The sequence below is a fragment of the Paenibacillus polymyxa genome, from assembly GCF_018614975.1.
Classification (GTDB): Bacteria; Bacillota; Bacilli; order Paenibacillales; family Paenibacillaceae; genus Paenibacillus; species Paenibacillus polymyxa_E.
This window is the reverse complement of record NZ_JAGGNR010000007.1, coordinates 38601-57307: the sequence shown is the minus strand read 5'-3', so window position 1 is coordinate 57307 and position 18707 is coordinate 38601. Positions and strand designations below refer to the sequence as shown.

17 protein-coding genes and 1 riboswitch are annotated in these 18707 nt (G+C 42.8%); of the genes, 16 read left to right on the top strand and 1 reads right to left on the bottom strand.

Annotation, left to right across the window (positions count from 1 at the left end):
- Positions 1–7: 7 nt before the first annotated feature.
- The 5 genes from J7E78_RS02975 to eno all read left to right on the top strand — a co-directional run bounded on the left by J7E78_RS02975 (position 8) and on the right by eno (position 8679).
- A complete protein-coding gene (locus J7E78_RS02975) occupies positions 8–1846 on the top strand; it encodes a sensor histidine kinase (RefSeq protein WP_215074870.1) in 1839 nt (612 codons plus the stop codon).
- A 3-nt stretch (positions 1847–1849) separates the two neighbouring features.
- Positions 1850–3391 carry a response regulator gene (locus J7E78_RS02970; protein WP_215074869.1) on the top strand — a complete coding sequence of 514 codons (1542 nt, stop codon included), beginning with the start codon at positions 1850–1852 and terminating at the stop codon, positions 3389–3391.
- Positions 3392–3549: 158 nt separating this feature from the next.
- Positions 3550–5598: a glycoside hydrolase family 16 protein gene (locus J7E78_RS02965; RefSeq protein ID WP_251034782.1), complete on the top strand. Its 2049-nt coding sequence runs from the start codon at positions 3550–3552 to the stop codon at positions 5596–5598.
- A gap of 235 nt (positions 5599–5833) precedes the next feature.
- Positions 5834–5893: riboswitch (Fluoride riboswitch) on the top strand.
- A gap of 98 nt (positions 5894–5991) precedes the next feature.
- Positions 5992–7296 (top strand): voltage-gated chloride channel family protein, encoded by a 1305-nt coding sequence (locus tag J7E78_RS02960; protein WP_215074868.1) that lies wholly within the window; start codon positions 5992–5994, stop codon positions 7294–7296.
- Between the two features lie 150 nt (positions 7297–7446).
- A complete protein-coding gene (gene eno / locus J7E78_RS02955) occupies positions 7447–8679 on the top strand; it encodes a phosphopyruvate hydratase (protein WP_215074867.1) in 1233 nt (410 codons plus the stop codon).
- Positions 8680–8793: 114 nt separating this feature from the next.
- Here the strand turns inward: eno and J7E78_RS02950 are convergent, their stop codons facing one another.
- The gene (locus J7E78_RS02950) at positions 8794–9333 is read right to left on the bottom strand and encodes a cupin domain-containing protein (RefSeq protein WP_251034781.1); all 540 of its coding nucleotides are present in this window, start codon (positions 9331–9333) and stop codon (positions 8794–8796) included.
- A gap of 311 nt (positions 9334–9644) precedes the next feature.
- Between J7E78_RS02950 and J7E78_RS02945 the strand changes: the two genes are divergently transcribed.
- The 11 genes from J7E78_RS02945 to pstA all read left to right on the top strand — a co-directional run bounded on the left by J7E78_RS02945 (position 9645) and on the right by pstA (position 18689).
- Positions 9645–10466, top strand: a complete 822-nt coding sequence (locus J7E78_RS02945) for an alpha/beta fold hydrolase (protein WP_215074866.1) — start codon at positions 9645–9647, stop codon at positions 10464–10466.
- A 119-nt stretch (positions 10467–10585) separates the two neighbouring features.
- Positions 10586–10864 carry a hypothetical protein gene (locus J7E78_RS02940; protein ID WP_215074865.1) on the top strand — a complete coding sequence of 93 codons (279 nt, stop codon included), beginning with the start codon at positions 10586–10588 and terminating at the stop codon, positions 10862–10864.
- 41 nt (positions 10865–10905) lie between these two features.
- On the top strand, positions 10906–11010 hold the full coding sequence (locus J7E78_RS29655; protein ID WP_397330454.1) for an NAD-binding protein: 105 nt from the start codon (positions 10906–10908) through the stop codon (positions 11008–11010).
- A gap of 172 nt (positions 11011–11182) precedes the next feature.
- A complete protein-coding gene (locus J7E78_RS02935; protein WP_215074864.1) occupies positions 11183–12250 on the top strand; it encodes a flavin-containing monooxygenase in 1068 nt (355 codons plus the stop codon).
- A 47-nt stretch (positions 12251–12297) separates the two neighbouring features.
- On the top strand, positions 12298–12756 hold the full coding sequence (locus J7E78_RS02930; protein WP_215074863.1) for a MarR family winged helix-turn-helix transcriptional regulator: 459 nt from the start codon (positions 12298–12300) through the stop codon (positions 12754–12756).
- Between the two features lie 82 nt (positions 12757–12838).
- Positions 12839–14245 (top strand): NAD(P)-binding domain-containing protein, encoded by a 1407-nt coding sequence (locus tag J7E78_RS02925; RefSeq protein WP_215074862.1) that lies wholly within the window; start codon positions 12839–12841, stop codon positions 14243–14245.
- A 285-nt stretch (positions 14246–14530) separates the two neighbouring features.
- The gene (locus tag J7E78_RS02920; protein ID WP_215074861.1) at positions 14531–15250 is read left to right on the top strand and encodes a winged helix-turn-helix domain-containing protein; all 720 of its coding nucleotides are present in this window, start codon (positions 14531–14533) and stop codon (positions 15248–15250) included.
- A complete protein-coding gene (locus tag J7E78_RS02915) occupies positions 15250–15690 on the top strand; it encodes an arsenate reductase/protein-tyrosine-phosphatase family protein (protein ID WP_215074860.1) in 441 nt (146 codons plus the stop codon). Before J7E78_RS02920 ends, J7E78_RS02915 begins: the two co-directional genes overlap by 1 nt.
- A gap of 120 nt (positions 15691–15810) precedes the next feature.
- Positions 15811–16791, top strand: coding sequence for a PstS family phosphate ABC transporter substrate-binding protein (locus J7E78_RS02910; protein WP_215074859.1), 981 nt, complete (start codon positions 15811–15813; stop codon positions 16789–16791).
- A gap of 86 nt (positions 16792–16877) precedes the next feature.
- The gene (gene pstC / locus J7E78_RS02905) at positions 16878–17795 is read left to right on the top strand and encodes a phosphate ABC transporter permease subunit PstC (protein WP_215074858.1); all 918 of its coding nucleotides are present in this window, start codon (positions 16878–16880) and stop codon (positions 17793–17795) included.
- Positions 17796–18689 carry a phosphate ABC transporter permease PstA gene (gene pstA, locus J7E78_RS02900; protein ID WP_251034780.1) on the top strand — a complete coding sequence of 298 codons (894 nt, stop codon included), beginning with the start codon at positions 17796–17798 and terminating at the stop codon, positions 18687–18689.
- Positions 18690–18707: the final 18 nt, after the last annotated feature.

Here is an 18707-nt window from a genome sequence, read left to right as displayed (position 1 = left end):
CATCAGAATGAAATACCTGCTGAAGAGATTGAAGAAGCTTTATCGCAATGCCCGTATATCCCAGAAGCTGTTTCTGGCATTTAGCCTGATGATTGCCATACCTGTTATATTGATATCCTTTGTGTATATCCGCATGCAAGAAACCCAGCTATATAAGGACGCTATGGCAACGGGCAACAGTCACGTTTCATGGCTGAATGAACAATTACGCAGAAGAATGGATATGATTGAGAACGCTTCCAATACAGCCCTTACTCAAAAGTCTTTTGTGGATTTTATTCATTCCAATATGCTTGTGGATGGACTGCGTCTGGTAAAGTTCAAGCAGAACCAGTTTGAGCAAATGCTTAATATCATTCAAAGCAATGCGATGATCAGTGAACTTAGCTTTTACGTTGATAACCCAAACTTGTACGAAATCTGGCCGGAAATCTATCATTATAAGAAATTTTGGCCGCAGGATTATTGGGTAAAGCTTCGGGACGAAGGTGGTGCGGCTTACCGTTTATTTTCTTTTAGAGATGGTGAACACACTTTATCCTACTATCGTCTGGTTCGCCTTCAAGGGCAGGAACAAAAACGTCCTAGTATTATGGAAGTGCGAGTCCCGCACAGCATGTTTTACAGCGACTTGCTCCAGGAGAGCAGGGGAGACTTCTTTTCGGTGTTGATGAACGCAAGCGATCCTCTCCAGTATGTTTACAATCCGCAGCATGAGTTCTCTGAGAAGTATGGGCAGGCGCTGAAGGAGATCCTTAGCAGTATTCATCGACAGCTGGATATATTACCGCAGGAAAGTCCGCTTCAGGTTAAGGCAGGAGATCAGAGCTACTATGTATTGTATCGATACATCGCTCCGTTGAACACTTATGTGGTTGATATTGCTTCCCATCAGGCATTGATGAAGGGACCGCGCAGTTGGCATGCATTTGTGGTAACGATTACATTATGTGTATTGCTGCTGATTATGCTACTCGTATCCCAAACGACGCGGCGTATTTTCCGGCGGTTGGACAGCGTATTGGTATCCATGCGTCAGGTACGGAAAGGCGAGCTGGATGCAATGATTAATACAGGCCTTGATGAGAACGAAAGAGGAGATGAAATCGATGAGGTGGCGGTGAATTACAATAAAATGTTACATGAGGTCAAACATTTAATGACACAGGTCGTGGATAAGCAGTTAATTGCCAAAAACGCACAGTTACACTCCCTGCATTCGCAAATTAACTCCCATTTTTTATATAACGCCCTGGAATCGATCCGTATGGTGGCAGAGGTACAGAGACAGCCTGCTATAGCCAATTCATTGGTGTCGTTGGGCTCGCAGCTACGATACAGCATGCAGTGGCGTAGCGATACCGTTGCTTTTCGTGAGGAGCTTGCCAATATCCAAAGTTATATTGAATTTATCAACTTTATGGAAGGCGGCAGTATCGTTATGACGGCGGATCTTCCTCAGGAGATACTTCGCTACGCCATTCCCAGGATGTGTATGCAGCCCATCGTTGAAAATGTAGTTCATCACGGGGCACCTTCAGGCGGCAGGGTAACTATAGAGATTACCTTTTCTGTGGAGAATGACAGTCTGCTTTTCATTAACATAAGAGATGACGGAGAGGGGTTAGACCCTGAGATGTTACACCGTCTTCAGACAGTACTGCGGAGCGAATCGGATACGCCGATGGTTACTAGCAGGAGCGGACTTGGTTTGGAAAACGTGAATAAGCGGTTGCAGCTTCATTATGGCAAGAATTGCGGTCTGTGGATTGATAGTGTACAAGGTGCATATACCTGTGTAACGATACGCTTGCCTTGGGAAAATGTAAATCTTGGAGGGTGGTAGAGCATGATTAATATCCTGATTGTGGACGATCAAAAACACATTCGTGACGGCCTGCAGGCCATGCTGCATCAATTTCCTCTGGAGCTGAACAACATATACTGTGCCGCCAGCGGGATTGAGGCGCTGTCCCTATTGCGGCAACATTGCATTCACATCGTTATTACCGATATTATGATGCCGGATATGGATGGGTTGGCACTCATGGCTCAAACCAAAGAGGAATACAGGGATGTGGAATACCTCATTATCAGCGGTTATAGTGATTTTACATATGCCCAAAAAGCGATCGGGCTTGGGGCAAAGGGCTACTTGCTCAAACCTTTGAAGCGAGAGGATCTGCAACATTCCCTGGAGCATGTATGGCAAGAGATCCAGACACGGCAGGCACTTACGCATAATATGCAGCGTGTATCCCGTCTCGCCCAAGAGACCGATCGTAAAGAATTAAAAATGTTTATGCAAGGTGCGTTAAGTGATGACGCATGGATTCTTCAGATTGAGGAACAAAATGATGCGTTATGGCGTAATTATCGCCTAGCCCTGCTGCGGGAAGAAGTTTGCATGAACCAGCCCGGAGCCAGCAGCGCTCATAGTATGGAAGCCATTGCTTATCGTGTGTTTGGCAGACAAGGTTGTATTTGCCTGCAACATCGGCCATACCTGATCCTTGCGGTGGATGCGTCCATAGATCCAAGTGTTTTGCCTGCAGCGCTCAAGGAAGGAAAGATCAATGTCATAACGGCCATGACTAACCCGATTCAGGGGTTAAAAGAACTACCCGACAGCTATACCCAAGTGCTTGAGCTCTATCGCCACAGTTACCTGTTTCCTGATCAGTACAGTATCTTCCCAGCACATATTGAGCATATGGAACAGCAGTGGCAACTTCCCTATGAAGACTTATACGAACTGTTCCAGTCGATTGGAACAGATAACAGCGGAACGATTACACAGGGTATTTCGGCAATATTTCACAAAAAGGTGCTGCAACGCTATCCTATTCGCTATACCCAACAGCTCTGCGCCGCCACCGTTCAGATGATGGAGGAATACCAACGAGTTATCCACCCTTATATGGGGGAAGAAGTGCTGGACCTTGAATCATTGCGTAATCTCTTTGATTATCAAGGGATGCGTGATTATATACAAGCACTGCAACAGCAGCTGCTTCGGCTAAATCAGTTATATTATGACTATAAGTGCAGCTATCGCCATTCGCAGGATCTAAATGAAGCCATTCGTTATATTCACGAGAGTTACCACAAACCGCTTGATCTCGCGATGGTATCCAATCATGTATCGCTTAATTATGCTTATTTTTCAAATCTGTTTAAGAAGAATATTGGTAAAGGTTTTGCTGAGTACCTACGAGATGTGCGTCTGGATAAAGCGCGGCGGCTTCTCGCCGAAACCGATCATAAAATTGTTGAGGTGGCAGCTATGGTTGGCTATGAAAACTACAAAAGCTTTACACGTGCGTTCCGACTTGTGATGCAGATCCAACCCACAGAGTACCGGCAGATGATGCGGCAGAGGACAGATTGAATCAAAAGCCAAAAAAATGGGATACCACAAAAACAATTGTACCTTTTCAGCAAATTAACCTATTCGCTAGAATAAAGATATCCCTCAATGTAAGCGATTACTTTAATGCGCATGGATTGGGAGAAACTAAACTATTATTCTATTAAAGGAGGGCAATTATGAATCCATCTCACTTTAGGGCGAAACGGTTTATGAAAAAGGGGCTCGGTATGTTGCTTGTGGTTGTGATGCTGGCCAGTATTGGCTTACTGCCGGCTTCAAAGGTTCAGGCAGCGGGAACTACTGTAACCTCAATGGAGTACTTCTCACCCGCAGACGGGCCTGTTATCTCAAAATCTGGGGTTGGCAAGGCCAGCTACGGATTTGTTATGCCTAAGTTCAATGGTGGCTCCGCGACATGGAATGACGTTTACAGTGATGTGGGCGTTAATGTGAAAGTGGGCAACAACTGGGTTGATATCGACCAGGCAGGCGGATATATCTATAACCAAAACTGGGGGCACTGGAGCGATGGTGGCTTCAATGGCTATTGGTTCACCCTCTCCGCAACAACCGAGATTCAACTGTACTCCAAAGCGAATGGTGTTAAGCTGGAGTATCAACTTGTATTCCAAAACATCAACAAAACAACCATTACAGCGATGAATCCGACACAAGGTCCACAAATCACAGCAAGTTTCACAGGCGGTGCAGGATTTACATATCCAACGTTCAACAATAATCCTGCTGTCACTTATGAAGCTGTTGCGGATGATTTGAAGGTGTATGTCAAACCTGTAAACAGCAGCACCTGGATTGATATTGACAATAACGCAGCCAGCGGCTGGATCTACGATCACAATTTTGGCCAATTCACGGATGGCGGCGGTGGGTACTGGTTTAACGTAACGGAGTCGATCAATGTCAAATTAGAATCAAAGACTTCTTCGGCTAATCTTGTTTATACCATTACGTTTAATGAACCTACAAGAAATTCATATGTCATTACGCCATACGAAGGAACAACCTTCACAGCAGATGCGAATGGTTCCATTGGGGTTCCGCTTCCCAAAATTGATGGGGGCGCACCAATCGCCAAGGAACTGGACAATTTTATATACCAAATTAACATGAATGGGCAATGGGTTGATTTGAGTAACTCCAGCCAGAGCAAATTTGCATACTCCGGTAATGGGTATAACAATATGTCCGATGCCAACCAGTGGGGCTACTGGGCCGATTATATCTATGGTCTTTGGTTCCAGCCAATCCAAGAAAATATGCAGATCCGTATCGGATATCCGCTGAACGGACAGGCGGGTGGAAATATTGGCAACAACTTCGTCAACTATACCTTCATCGGCAATCCAAATGCTCCGCGTCCGGATGTATCCGATCAAGAGGATATATCCATCGGAACGCCAACCGATCCGGCAATCGCGGGCATGAACCTCATCTGGCAGGATGAGTTTAACGGAACTACGCTGGATACAAGTAAATGGAACTATGAAACAGGATATTATCTCAATAACGATCCCGGTACTTGGGGATGGGGAAATGCAGAACTGCAGCACTACACAAACAGCACCCAAAATGTATATGTACAGGACGGAAAGCTGAATATCAAAGCCATGAACGACAGCAAATCTTTCCCACAAGACCCGAATCGGTATGCACAGTATTCTTCGGGAAAGATTAACACCAAGGATAAACTGTCCTTGAAGTACGGCAGAGTAGATTTTCGTGCCAAGCTTCCTACAGGTGATGGTGTATGGCCAGCACTGTGGATGCTTCCAAAAGATTCGGTATACGGCACTTGGGCTGCATCAGGTGAAATTGATGTTATGGAAGCGAGAGGCCGTCTGCCTGGGTCAGTAAGCGGTACCATACACTTTGGTGGACAATGGCCCGGAAACCAGTATTCGGGCGGCGATTATCACTTCCCAGAGGGGCAAACTATTGCCAATGATTATCATGTATACTCTGTAGTCTGGGAAGAGGACAACATTAAATGGTATGTAGACGGTAAGTTTTTCTATAAAGTCACTAACGAGCAGTGGTATTCCATAGCTGCACCGAATAATCCGAATGCACCTTTCGATGAGGCGTTCTACCTTATTATGAACTTGGCAATCGGCGGAAACTTTGACGGTGGTCGTACGCCGAACGCCTCCGATATCCCTGCGACGATGCAAGTGGATTATGTACGCGTGTATAAAGAACAGTAATTTGCGATTTCGGATAGAGCGAATGAAGCTCAGATGGAACAGATCCCGGAAACGGGAGAACCTGAAATCTCATACTCTAAAATAGGCTTACGGCCGATTCCTAATATTTCTACCTCAGTTATTCTCCATAGCTGACCATACAAAACATCTCAACGCTGTATCGACATTTAGGTTCCTGATTATAGTGTATAAAAAAGGATTGACCTGACAATAATTTAAGAGTATTATATCATCAAGTTCATAAGGCGATGGAGTTCGCCTTAACCGCCGTAAGGCTAATGACTCCTACCAGTGAGAAGTTTCTATTCCCCTGGTAGGAGTCTATTTTTTTTGTCAAACACACATCAGAGAGGGTTGAATGTTATGGTACAAAGGAATTCAAGGTGGTTTGAAATGTTTGGAAAATGGCGTTTTTTGATGCTGTGTCGATCTCTGCTCAAGTGGATTATTCTCGGAAGTGGAGTAGGTATTTTGACAGGCTCTGCATCAGCTTTTTTTCTACATATTTTGGACGGTGTAACCCAACTCCGAATGGAGCATACATGGTTATTATTTTTGCTTCCTGTCGGTGGAGCATTGGTTAGTTTTATGTATGCTAGATATGGAAAAAATAGCGCTAAGGGTAATAATCTTATAATTGAAGAAATTAATAAAGGAAATGAGACGATACCACTCAGAATGGCCCCACTTGTTCTATTCGGCACTGTGATTACACATCTGTTTGGAGGTTCGGCAGGTCGGGAAGGTACCGCTGTACAAATGGGAGGAAGCTTGGCTGAATGGTTCGGAAAGTTATTGCGGGTTGGACCCGTGGATCGAAAGATTCTATTGATCTGTGGTATCAGCGGGGGATTTGGTTCAATATTCGGGACACCTTTAGCCGGTACCCTATTTGGATTAGAGGTTCTAGCCATCGGTTTAATTAGGCATGAAGCTTTGATACCAGCATTTATCGCAAGTTTTGTAGGAAATATTGTTGCGACCTCCTTTTGGGGTGTTACACATTTGCACTACCCTATTGGTGAAATTCCTGCTTTTTCATTAATCGTAATACTCAAGGTCGTTTTTGCTTCAATTTTGTTTGGCTTGACGAGCATTGTTTTTAGTGAATTAACGCATACACTCAAAAAGCTTTATACACGTTTGTTTCAGAACCCTATGATCAAAAGTGCTGTTGGTGGGGGGATCATTATCGCATTAGTATATCTTCTTGGAACAAGAGATTACCTTGGTTTGGGTATCCCGTTAATTGAAGATTCGTTTACTGGCGAAGTTCATCCATTTGCCTTTTTAGGTAAACTTGTGTTCACGGCTCTAACTCTCGGAGCTAATTTTCAAGGGGGTGAAGTAACACCTCTTTTTGCAATCGGGGCCACTTTGGGGCATTCGTTAGCTTCATTTTTAAATCTCTATGCTCCATTTTTAGCGGCTTTAGGTTTCATTGCTGTATTTTGTGGAGCAACCAATACTCCTATTGCCTGTTTCCTCATGGGGATCGAATTGTTTGGTTCAGAGGGGGCGATTTATCTCTTCATCGCTTGTATTGTAAGTTATTTATTTTCAGGACATACCGGAATCTACACATCGCAACAAATCGGAATATCTAAAAGTCACCTTATTTCAATTCCTGAGGGAACTACACTTGCTTCAGTGAAAAGCTTGAAGAAAAAAAATGAGTGTGGAGTTGAGAAACAATGAGATGCCTACTTCAGGTTAGTTCTTGATTGGTGATTTTTCGTTTATGAGAAAAAGAATTTTCACATTACAGGTTTGATGCTGCCGTTATTTAATGTGCATTTATGGGTAAACCTATGGATAAACAACTTTTCTAGAGGGGGATATTTTGAAATGAATGCATTAATCAAGAATATGATGGCCCGTGAGATCTTTGATTCAAGAGGCAATCCAACTATTGAGGTTGATTGTTTGTTATCTGACGGAACACTGGGCAGAGCCTCCGTGCCGTCTGGAGCATCTACAGGTGAGAATGAAGCTGTAGAATTAAGAGACGTCGATAACAAAAGACTTGGAGGAAAGGGTGTCCTAGAAGCAGTGAAGCATGTACACAATGAAATTGCTTCAGCTGTAATAGGCTGCTCACCCTTTGATCAGACCAAGATTGATAATCTGTTAATACAACTGGATGGAACGGAGAACAAAAGTCGATTAGGAGCAAATGCAATATTGGGTGCATCTATGGCGATATGCAGAGCAGCAGCACTGTCTCAGGGAATTCCTCTCTATCGTTATATTGGTGGAATGGATGCGGAAATTCCGAGACCATTCTTTAATGTTATCAATGGGGGAAAACATGCAGATTCCGGAATTGACATTCAGGAATTTTTAATTACTCCGGTTGCGGCAACTTCCTTCAGAGAGGGCATGGAACGAATTGTTAATGTCTATCATGTTTTGAAAAATACTTTGGAGAAAGCCGGTTATGCAACATCTTTAGGTGATGAGGGCGGTTTTGCCCCAAAATTAAAATCAAGTAAAGAAGCTCTTGATTTTTTGATGGAGTCTATAAAGCAAGCAGGTTATCAGCCTGGTAAAGATGTGGCGATTGCCATGGACCCTGCTGCCAGCGAGTTTTATACTGATGGACATTATCATTTTGAAGGGAAGCAGTTGAACAGCCAACAGATGATTGAATATTATGAACAATTAATTCACGAATACCCAATTATTTCTATAGAAGATCCGCTATCCGAACATGATTGGGATAGCTGGAGAGAGATGACTCATAAGCTGGGAAACATCGTTCAATTAGTTGGCGACGACATATTTGTAACTAATCCGAAAATATTCACGAAAGGCATTTCTGAACAAATTGGTAATTCTATATTAATCAAATTAAACCAAATTGGTACAATTACTGAATCCATACAAACCATTCGATTAGCCAGAAAACATGGTTATTCTACAATGATCTCGCACCGATCAGGTGAAACCGAAGATACATTCATCGCTGATTTTGCTGCAGGTATGGCAGCAGGCCAAATTAAAACGGGATCGGTCGCAAGGACAGAACGAGTCGCCAAGTATAATCAGTTCTTACGTATCGAAGAGCAACTGCTTTAGATTGTATGTAAGTTTACTTAACTTAAGCCGAATTAACCTTTGAGAATACGAGGGTTAATTCGGCTTTTGTATGGGAATTGCATATTGTAATGAATGTATTCTCTCTAAAGGTAGTTATTTTTCCGCAGCCATGGCGATATCTTTGGTTTCATGAACTGTCCCATAAGGGTGCTCTGGGGGCGCATAGATAACATATACCTTAAGAGGGATATCGCCTGTATTAGTTATATTGTGCCATTTTCCAGCAGGTACTATAACGGCATAATCCTCACAGGCCATGGTTTCAAAATTCAATTGGTCTTTCTCATCTCCCATTTGCACAAGTCCCTGACCTTCTTCAATACGGATGAACTGATCGGTTGTCGGATGGACTTCCAATCCGATATCTTCACCAACACGGATAGACATCAGAGTCACTTGAAAATATTTACCAGTCCATAGGGCAGTACGATAATTTTGATTGTGTTTTGTTGCCTGGTCTATATTGATCACAAGCGGGCGTTGTCCATAATCTTTTACTTCTATTTTTGTACAGGGATGACTAACGGTTACATTGGTATTGCAACATGAAGAGGGAGCAGCCTGGGCATGATTATTCCAACTGCTAAGTACGGGATGATGCATATCTTTGTGACGCTGTAGTTCATGGGACATCTTCATTCTCCTTTGAGGTTGGTGTATCCTATATTCTATGCAGTTGCCTATATGGAGGAGATAATGTTATGCAATAATGGGCAAGAGCCTCTATAATTACAGACAACACACAAAAACGGTATAGTTCTCCGTTCATATTCCTCAAGTAAGCATAGTTTCATTCAATTAATTATTGCTCGTTGCTTTACAGTCTATATTTGGGGTTATATAATAATTATAATAAGATATGGATTGACCCGGAGGAGCCTGCCAACAGCGGGCTCTTTTTGTGTTTTTTTAAGGAGTTAAGCACGATGATAGGAGGCATAGCCATGCCGCAGGTTCAATTAAATGGTACATCCCTTTATTATGAAACACATGGTAGTGGTGTTCCAATCGTATTTATCCATGATCACCTTTCGTCTCATCATGTATTCGGACCTCAAGTTGAATATTTCAGCAAACGGGTCAGGGTAATCGTATTTGACTTAAGAGGATATGGACGGTCTGGCAGAATGGATATTGAGGTTAACCGGATTATTGATACACAATGCGAAGATCTAAAAGAACTATTAGAAAAACTGGGAGTACCCAAAGCAATTCTGGTGGCAAGTTCGAGCGGAGGCATTCTGGCTCAAAAATTCACAGCTATATATCCCGGATTTGTTCATGCTCTCGTTCTTGTAGATAGTGATGTGAAAGCTATCCCCGCTGTCAAAAATAAAAAAATTAAGAGCATGGTTGAGGCTCTTGCATGGGTTACTCACTATCTTCCAGCCGAATTCTTCATTCGCTCTTTAAGAGTTAGTTATAATAAATGGCTTATTGCTTATCACATTCTTAGAAGAGAATTGCAGCATAAACGTCCAACTGAGCTAATCAAACAGCACATTGCTTTAAGCCAAATTGACATTCTGACCTGCACCAAACAAATTCGAGTTCCTGTTTTATGTGTGACAGGAGCGCAAAACGAACGGAGGCTGCGGCAAGTTCAACAAGAAATGGTGAACTTTCCTCACGCACAAAAAGTTGTGTTACAGGATGCCATGTATCCTACTCATTTATGCCAGCCCCATATATTTAACCGTTTAGTATTGGATTTCATAATTGATTTGCATATTCTGCATCAAAAACAGTGCGCTGAAATATCCTGATTTTCAAATTATCAATCTGCTTAATATGAAGAATTTACTCTAATACTGTGTTCTTCGTTAATTGGCTCCCGTAATCTCGATAGTACTCGTAAAATGTTTTAGTTATGGAGGGAATGAGAATGGTTGCAAAAACGTATCTTTTTTCTTACTCACCTGAGAAAAGTGGATGGACGGATCGGTGTATTCAATCTCACTTGGATATGCTTTACGATATTAAGTATGTTCACTCTAATCTTGTGCTTATCAAAACGGATGATGATATTGATCTGCTAGAGAAGTACCTGGTCGAATGTTTTACTAAGAAAGACAGGTATTTCTTAATTGAAATTACGGATCAATCGATTCGTTTTCAACGAACCGAATCAAAATATATTAACCGATGGCTAGATGATGTTTAACAAAACTGGAAAGGAGGAGAAGAAAAGAATAAATATAATATATTGTCATCGGACTCGGCCGTTTCGGTTCGAGTCTCGTGCGAACGTTAATACATAACGGTGATGAGGTTCTGGCCGTTGATATAAAAGTTGCATATTGCAATTAAATTGTTATACTTATAATAATACAAACAGTTCAATGTGAATTTAAATTCATCTTTGAATGAGTTTAATTCTAAATCTAACCTGAGTGTTGGGTTGAACAACTAAATACATGATGCAATTCATATTCATGTATTATACTTGCAAAATACAAATTATTTGTGAAGGAGATGCATTATGGAACCAATCTGGGATGTCATTGTCATCGGTGGAGGTCAGGCAGGACTTGCTTCCGGTTATCATTTGAAAAAGAGAGGGCTGTCCTTCCTGATTTTGGAGGCAGGTGGAGAAGCAGCAGGAGCCTGGCCTCAGTATTACGATAATTTGAAGTTATTCTCACCGGCCATGTACTCGTCTCTGCCGGGACTTCCGATAGAGTCACCAGGGGATCGCTACCCACATCGAGATGAGGTTATCCAATACTTGAAGGATTACGCTTCTCATTTCGAATTGCCTTTGGTGTACCACAGGCGTGTAAACCAAATATCTAAAGAATCCGGAATATTTAGAGTAACAACTTCATCTGGAGAGAAATACATGGCTCGTAATCTGATCTCAGCGACAGGGTCTTTTAGTCAACCTTATACCCCCTCGATACCTAAGCAGGAACAATTTAAGGGAACCATCTTGCACTCTGCTACCTATCGAACACCTGCCCCTTTTCAAAATCAATCGGTCATTGTGGTAGGGAGAGGGAATTCCGCAGTTCAGATTGCGATGGAACTATCCGAAGTAGCTGAAACAACACTTGCTGTGAGAGAACCAGTAGCATTAATCCCGCAGCGTCTCTTGGGCCAGGATATTCACTTTTGGTTTAAGCTAACGGGGATCGATTCGTTTTGGAGATTTGGAAAGTCATTTGCGAACGGTTCATCCGTTCTGGATTTGGATGGATATAAGCAGCGACTTCAAGCCGGGAACCCAAGGCAAAAGAAAATGTTCACTGCATTTTATGATAATGGGGTTATCTGGTCTGACGGAACACAAGAAGAGGTCCAAACCATCATTTTTGCGACGGGATATCGTTCTAACGTTTCTTATATCGATGCATTAGGTGGATTGGATGGTCAAGGAGAACCCGAGCAGAAGAACGGGATCAGCAGGAAGGTCACCGGACTCTATTATGTAGGTCTGTCTGGACAGCGCTCCTTTGCATCAGCGACCCTTCGAGGTGTGGGACCAGACGCTGAATATGTCGTCAAACATATTCAAAACAATCTGGAAAAGCAGAAGCATATACGTTAGTTGCAATATACAAATAATTTGTTTATAATAGTCACCAAGAGGTGATTATGTTGCCAGATAATCAAAACCCAAGAGAGCTATTGCAAATTATGGTACGTCGCTTCGGCTTGCTGGATAAAAATTGTTGCACGGTTGGAGAGCAGGAAATATCTTTAATCCAAAGTCATATCCTATACGAAATTGACCATCAACATGAGCCATCTATGCAACAAATTGCCGAAACGCTTGCGATGGATATTACAACCTTTAGTCGTCAAATCCAGACGTTAATTAAGAAGAATCTGGTTCGAAAAACACCTCATCCTGACGATCGAAGAGTATACATTCTCCGTTTGACAGTTGAGGGGAAGTTTGTAACAACAGCTATAGATCATCGGATGAATACACATCTGGAAGAGGTTTTTTCTTTCATGACCGATACAGAAAAAGCAATCGTTATGCAATCTGTTAAACTGCTTAATGAGAGTATGTTAAAATCGAAAATGTGCTGTACGCCAGTGGGGTAATCAACGGTATTACCCCGATACACTTCTCTAATACTTGTATTTTGCAAATATACATTTAAACAATTACTGGAGGTCGTTTGAAATGAAAAACATTGAATTCAAACAAGTCGAGTCCTGTTGTTCACCTACGCTCACGGAAAAGCCGATCTCTCTTCAAGAGCCTGTACACCATGGAGAGCTATCTCATTTACCTGTAGCCATCATTGGTGCTGGACCTATTGGTCTGGCAGCAGCAGCACATCTGATTGAAGCTGGCCAATCCTTTATCATTTTTGAGGCGGGGAGTATAGTAGGTGAGAATATCTCCAAGTGGGGCCATGTTCGTCTATTTTCGCCATGGCAGTATAACGTCGATAAAGCGGCCGGTCGGTTATTGGCCAATGCCGGATGGATTGCGCCGAGTTCTGATGGTTTACCAACAGGCCATGAACTGAGAGATCAGTATTTACGACCACTTGCTGAGTTACCTGACATTAAATCTTACCTTCATTTGAATACACGCGTAGTCGGGATCAGTCGCAAAAATGCAGACAAAATGAAAACAGCAGACCGTGAGAAACAACCTTTTTTGATCTATGTAGAAGAAGAGGGCAGGGCCAAACGGTATGAGACAAGAGCTGTCATTGATGCTTCCGGAACCTGGGGGAATGCAAACCCGGTGCTTTCCAGCGGCGTATTAACTTCTGGGGAGAAAGCCCTTTATAAGCAAATATGTTATGGCATCCCGGATGTGCTAGGGGAGGACCGAGACCGCTATGCAGATAAACATATTGCTATCGTAGGTGGCGGCCATTCAGCCTCAAATACCTTACTTGATCTAGCAAAATTGCAAGAAACGAATTCCCATACGAAGCTCACCTGGATAATGCGGAGAGATCGTGTAGAAGATGCTTATGGCGGAGAAGCGAGCGATCAGCTTGAAGCCAGAGGTGAGTTAGGCAGTCGATTGCATCAACTCGTTGATGCTGGAAAGGTCAACGTGATAACACCATTCCATATTCAGGAACTTCAGCAGAAAGGCGATCAAGTCACCATCATTGGAGAGCAACGTGGTGTTATTCAGGAAATAGCTCAAGTGGATGAGATCATTGTGAATACAGGTAGCAGACCAGACTTTACCTTCTTAAGAGAGTTGAGGCTTAGCATTGACCAGATTACCGAAAGTGTCGAAACCCTGGCACCATTGATTGATCCGAATGTTCATAGCTGCGGCACCGTTCGTCCGCATGGGGAGAAAGAACTCCGTCAGATGGAACAAGGATTGTATATAGTAGGTATGAAGAGTTATGGACGTGCGCCTACTTTTCTGATGGCTACAGGATATGAACAGGTTCGATCCGTGGTGGCCTTTTTAGTCGGTGATCCTGAAGCTGCCTTAAAAGTAGAGCTGGATCTGCCTGAAACCGGTGTATGCAGTGTCAGTCTTCCACAAGTCCAGCAAGTTCAACAACAAACGGACTGCAGTTCATCTTGTTCTATTAAACAATGAGATCAATTGAAATTCAGAAAAAGTACGCTAACAACCAAGTTGTTGGCGTACTTTTTCTATTCTTATTCAACCAGCCAGCGTCAATTAAGGTGTTTGGAATCGGAGTGCTGAAAAACAGTGTTTTGTAAAATTTCTGTAAAATCATTTTCTTTGGGCAAATTAGGAATTACAATATAAGCATAAACTTATATATTTTCATTAGGCAGTTCTTCATCGCGTACTCGAAATACCTGAACAACGTCCACACACACAATATAGTCTACGGAGAGCAGGTGTGATTTTGCTATGGAATGGATGGACTTTGTACCAAAACAGATCTTAATTATTCATCATAATCCTATGATGATTAACTTATTGCACTTTGGTTTATCCAAGCAGGGCTACCATGTCAAGAATTATGAAGATAAACAATATACAATCTCAAGCCAACTAGATCTGATTATTCTGGATTCGCATCGGGCTATGGAGCAGACTGTTCTTCGGACAATCCGATCTTTCCGACATGTGCCACCCATACTCTTGCTATGTGAGTTGCCATTCGATAATGGAAAAAGTGAGGCCAGTGGATTATTGGCTCATGTAACGGAAAAACTTTGTGCTCCTTTTGAATTTGAAGAATTAAACTTGAAACTAGAGTCGATTTGGGCCAAGCACAGAATGAAGATTCGACCTTATGACTGGCAAGTTTCTGTTCAGCATAAAGCATTTAAATTAAATGAAATTGAGATTTATCTGGATTGCATGGAGATACGTTTAGGGCATATTCGTCAATCATTGCGCAAGGTTGAGATCTATCTGTTCATGCAGCTTCTTCAACGTACAGAGCGATATACATCGGCTGAACAATTAAAACGTCTTTTAGCGAAAGACATGGAGCTGGACCGAAGGCGTGTTGAATATTACGTGAATGAACTTCGGCGAAAAATAAAGGTGTTTGATGACCAGATACGTATTCGAACGAAACGAAACTTTGGATATTGCTTGCAATTTAAAGGAGTGAGTTAATGAAACAGCCGAAACGAATATTTTTCTGGTGTACACATAATCGTTGCCGGAGTCAGCTCGCGGCTTCGTATACTTCATTTTATGCGAACAATCAGGTTCAGGTAGATAGTGGAGGAATTGATCCGAGGCCTATTCATCCACTCACCGTTCAAGTTCTTCAGGAAGAACATGTGGCTTGTCATGAAGAGTCGGGCAAACTCTTGAATATGATTTCATTTGTGGATTCCGACGTTATTATCATACTGTGCGATGAGACCAGAGAGGCCTGTCCCGTAATTCCTTTTGGTCTGGATTACCGAGTATGGCCGATTACCGATCCACTTGCTACAAATAATCCTACGATCCTTGCTGTTCGTCAAACTAGAGATGAGATCAAAATGTACGTAAGGGAGCTGCTTAACGAATATGGATTACTCTCATTTGATAAGGGCAGGGTATAAAGCATTCTATGCCCGCTAAACCTTTTACACAGATTTAACACAAAAGGAGAATTCATTTAATCATATAAACTAATAATGATATATGTATATAAACATTAAATTTTAGGAGCGATGGGGATCATGAAAAAGGGTAAATGGTTTTATATGCTGTTGGTATTGGTAGGTGCATTATCTTTGTCAGCATGCGCAGGGGGTACAGGTAATACCGAGAGTACAGGGAATGGACAAACCGCTACATCAGAAGAACAGGGCGCATCGGAGAAATTGACAGGAACGGTGGATATTGATGGATCAAGTACGGTATATCCCGTTACTGAGGCAGTAGCTGAAGAGTTCGGTAAAGAACATGGGGATGTCCGTGTCACCGTTGGGGTTTCAGGTACAGGAGGCGGGTTTAAACGATTTGCTAGCGGAGAGACAGCGATCAATAATGCCTCCCGTCCAATCAAACCGGAAGAAGCCGAAGATGCAAAAGCAAATGGTGTAGAATTTCTGGAGCTTGAAGTTGCCTATGATGGTCTTTCCGTGTTGGTCAATCCCGAGAATGACTGGGTGGATCACCTGACCGTTGAAGAGCTGCACAGCATTTTCAAACCTGGAAGTACAGTCATGAAATGGAGTGACGTACGCAGTGAATGGCCCGACGAGAATATTAAAATCTACTCACCAGGTGCCGATTCAGGAACATTTGACTACTTCACAGAAACGATTAACGAGGAAGCGCAGCAGAGCCGGAACGATGCACAAGTCACATTCAGTGAAGATGATAATACACTGGTGCAAGGTGTGGCAGGTGAGAAGTATTCCCTTGGATATTTCGGCTTTGCCTACTATGAAGAGAATCAGGACAAGTTGAAGGTGGTTCCAATTGATGGAGGAAAGGGTCCAGTTACACCTACACATGAAACGATTAATGATGGGACCTATGCACCTCTATCCAGACCGCTTTATATTTATGTGAACAAACAAAAGCTGGAAAAGCCCGAAGTAATGGCATTTGTTGAATACTATTTGACAAATGCTGCTGAATTGTCAGAAGAGGTAGGCTACATTCGTTTGCCAGAAGAAATGTATAAGGAAGATTTGGAGAAGTTAAAGTAACCGCGTAAAACCTTAACGTGTGTGATGCTTCTTGGAGGCCAAGAGGTGTCGCACACGCTTTAGTTTTTTTATAGAGGAGAGCAGATATGAACACAACACCCCAAGGAGATCATCCGTTTCGCTCTAACAAGGTACGATACGCAGATTATGTGATGCCTTTCCTTTTATTCTTATGTGCATTGGTGTCCGTCCTTACAACCATAGGCATCGTATACACACTCGTTTCAGAATCCATTGCATTTTTCAAGCAGGTGCCGATTTTTGAATTTTTAACAGGCACGACATGGGCACCGTTAATTCAACCAGTAAGCTTTGGGGTAGTCCCGTTAATGTTTGGAACATTAATGGTAACGCTTATTGCTTGTTGCATTGCCATCCCTGTAGGGCTGGCAACAGCCATATATTTGAGTGAATATGCAACACTCCGAGTACGAAACATCGTGAAACCTGTGCTGGAGATTTTGGCCGGTGTTCCGACCATCGTTTACGGATATTTCGCTTTAAGCTTCATTACCCCTGTCATTCAGACCATTATTCCCGGAACAAGTCTGTTTAATGCGTTAAGTGCAGGAATTGCCGTTGGTGTCATGATCATTCCCATGGTTTCATCACTCAGTGAAGATGCTATGAGAGCGGTGCCCAACAGTTTGCGACATGGAGCTTATGCGCTGGGGGCTACACGATTTGAAGTGGCAGTACAAGTCGTTCTTCCAGCAGCATTATCCGGAATCATCTCTTCCTTTGTTCTAGCCTTTTCTCGTGCTATAGGGGAAACCATGATTGTAACAGTTGCAGCAGGTGCGACTCCTCAGCTTACGGCGAATCCGCTCGATAGTATTCAAACCATGACCGCTTACATCGTGCAAGTGAGTTTGGGAGATACTCCGCATGGATCACTGGCGTATGGTTCTATTTTTGCTGTAGGACTAACGTTGTTCGTGATCACGCTTATATTAAATATCATTGCTGCGGCTGTATCGAAAAGATATAGGGAGGTCTACTAAATGCCTGAAACGATGGTGAAGCAAAACATCCAGAGTACAGAAACAAAACAGGTTCAGGCCAGAAAAAAAAGAGACGGATGGATGAAAATTTTGTTTCTGGCGGCAACGTCCGTCGGAGTACTTGCACTTATGCTTCTTATTATCGATATTATGATTGACGGAGTGGCTAGGTTTACTCCTGAGTTATTCACCAATTATCCTTCTCGCAGGGCAGATGGGTCTGGCTTGAAGTCAGCCCTCGTTGGCACGCTTTATATGGTCTGTATCATGGCTCCCATTTCATTTCTTATTGGTGTCGGAGCAGCTATATTTTTGGAGGAGTACGCAAAAAAGAACAGGCTGACACGGCTAATACAGCTTAATATCAGTACACTTGCCGGAGTTCCATCCATTGTTTATGGTATCCTGGGACTCACTATTTTTGTGAGAGGGTTAAACCTGGAGCGAAGTCTGATATCCGGGGCATTAACCATGACACTGCTTGTCCTGCCGGTGATTATCGTGTCTGCACAAGAAGCGATCAAATCCGTTCCAGGTTCCCGCAGAGATGCTTCTTTTGCACTTGGAGCCAGCAAATGGCAGACCGTACAACGTTCTGTCCTTCCGTCCGCTTTTCCAGGGATTTTGACCGGGATTATTTTGGCGGTGTCCAGAGCCATCGGAGAAACGGCTCCTCTGGTAATGATTGGAGCTTTAACCTATGTAGCCTTCTTACCTAGTAATCTGATGGATCAATTTACGGTCCTTCCTATACAGATCTACAACTGGATATCCAAACCACAGACTTCGTTTCACGATTTAGCCGCGAGTGGTATCATTGTTCTGCTCATTCTGCTGCTTACGCTTAATCTTATTGCCGTTGTGTTGAGGAATAAATATCAGAAAAACCTGTAATTTTAAGGAGACATATTG

Excerpts from the sequence above, each read along its gene's own strand:
- J7E78_RS02975 (WP_215074870.1), top strand. The coding sequence starts at position 8 with ATGAAATACCTGCTGAAGAGATTGAAGAAGCTTTATCGCAATGCCCGT.
- J7E78_RS02970 (WP_215074869.1), top strand. The coding sequence starts at position 1,850 with ATGATTAATATCCTGATTGTGGACGATCAAAAACACATTCGTGACGGC.
- J7E78_RS02965 (WP_251034782.1), top strand. The coding sequence starts at position 3,550 with ATGAATCCATCTCACTTTAGGGCGAAACGGTTTATGAAAAAGGGGCTC.
- J7E78_RS02960 (WP_215074868.1), top strand. The coding sequence starts at position 5,992 with ATGTTTGGAAAATGGCGTTTTTTGATGCTGTGTCGATCTCTGCTCAAG.
- eno (WP_215074867.1), top strand. The coding sequence starts at position 7,447 with ATGAATGCATTAATCAAGAATATGATGGCCCGTGAGATCTTTGATTCA.
- J7E78_RS02950 (WP_251034781.1), bottom strand. The coding sequence starts at position 9,333 with ATGTCCCATGAACTACAGCGTCACAAAGATATGCATCATCCCGTACTT.
- J7E78_RS02945 (WP_215074866.1), top strand. The coding sequence starts at position 9,645 with ATGCCGCAGGTTCAATTAAATGGTACATCCCTTTATTATGAAACACAT.
- J7E78_RS02940 (WP_215074865.1), top strand. The coding sequence starts at position 10,586 with ATGGTTGCAAAAACGTATCTTTTTTCTTACTCACCTGAGAAAAGTGGA.
- J7E78_RS02935 (WP_215074864.1), top strand. The coding sequence starts at position 11,183 with ATGGAACCAATCTGGGATGTCATTGTCATCGGTGGAGGTCAGGCAGGA.
- J7E78_RS02930 (WP_215074863.1), top strand. The coding sequence starts at position 12,298 with ATGTTGCCAGATAATCAAAACCCAAGAGAGCTATTGCAAATTATGGTA.
- J7E78_RS02925 (WP_215074862.1), top strand. The coding sequence starts at position 12,839 with ATGAAAAACATTGAATTCAAACAAGTCGAGTCCTGTTGTTCACCTACG.
- J7E78_RS02920 (WP_215074861.1), top strand. The coding sequence starts at position 14,531 with ATGGAATGGATGGACTTTGTACCAAAACAGATCTTAATTATTCATCAT.
- J7E78_RS02915 (WP_215074860.1), top strand. The coding sequence starts at position 15,250 with ATGAAACAGCCGAAACGAATATTTTTCTGGTGTACACATAATCGTTGC.
- J7E78_RS02910 (WP_215074859.1), top strand. The coding sequence starts at position 15,811 with ATGAAAAAGGGTAAATGGTTTTATATGCTGTTGGTATTGGTAGGTGCA.
- pstC (WP_215074858.1), top strand. The coding sequence starts at position 16,878 with ATGAACACAACACCCCAAGGAGATCATCCGTTTCGCTCTAACAAGGTA.
- pstA (WP_251034780.1), top strand. The coding sequence starts at position 17,796 with ATGCCTGAAACGATGGTGAAGCAAAACATCCAGAGTACAGAAACAAAA.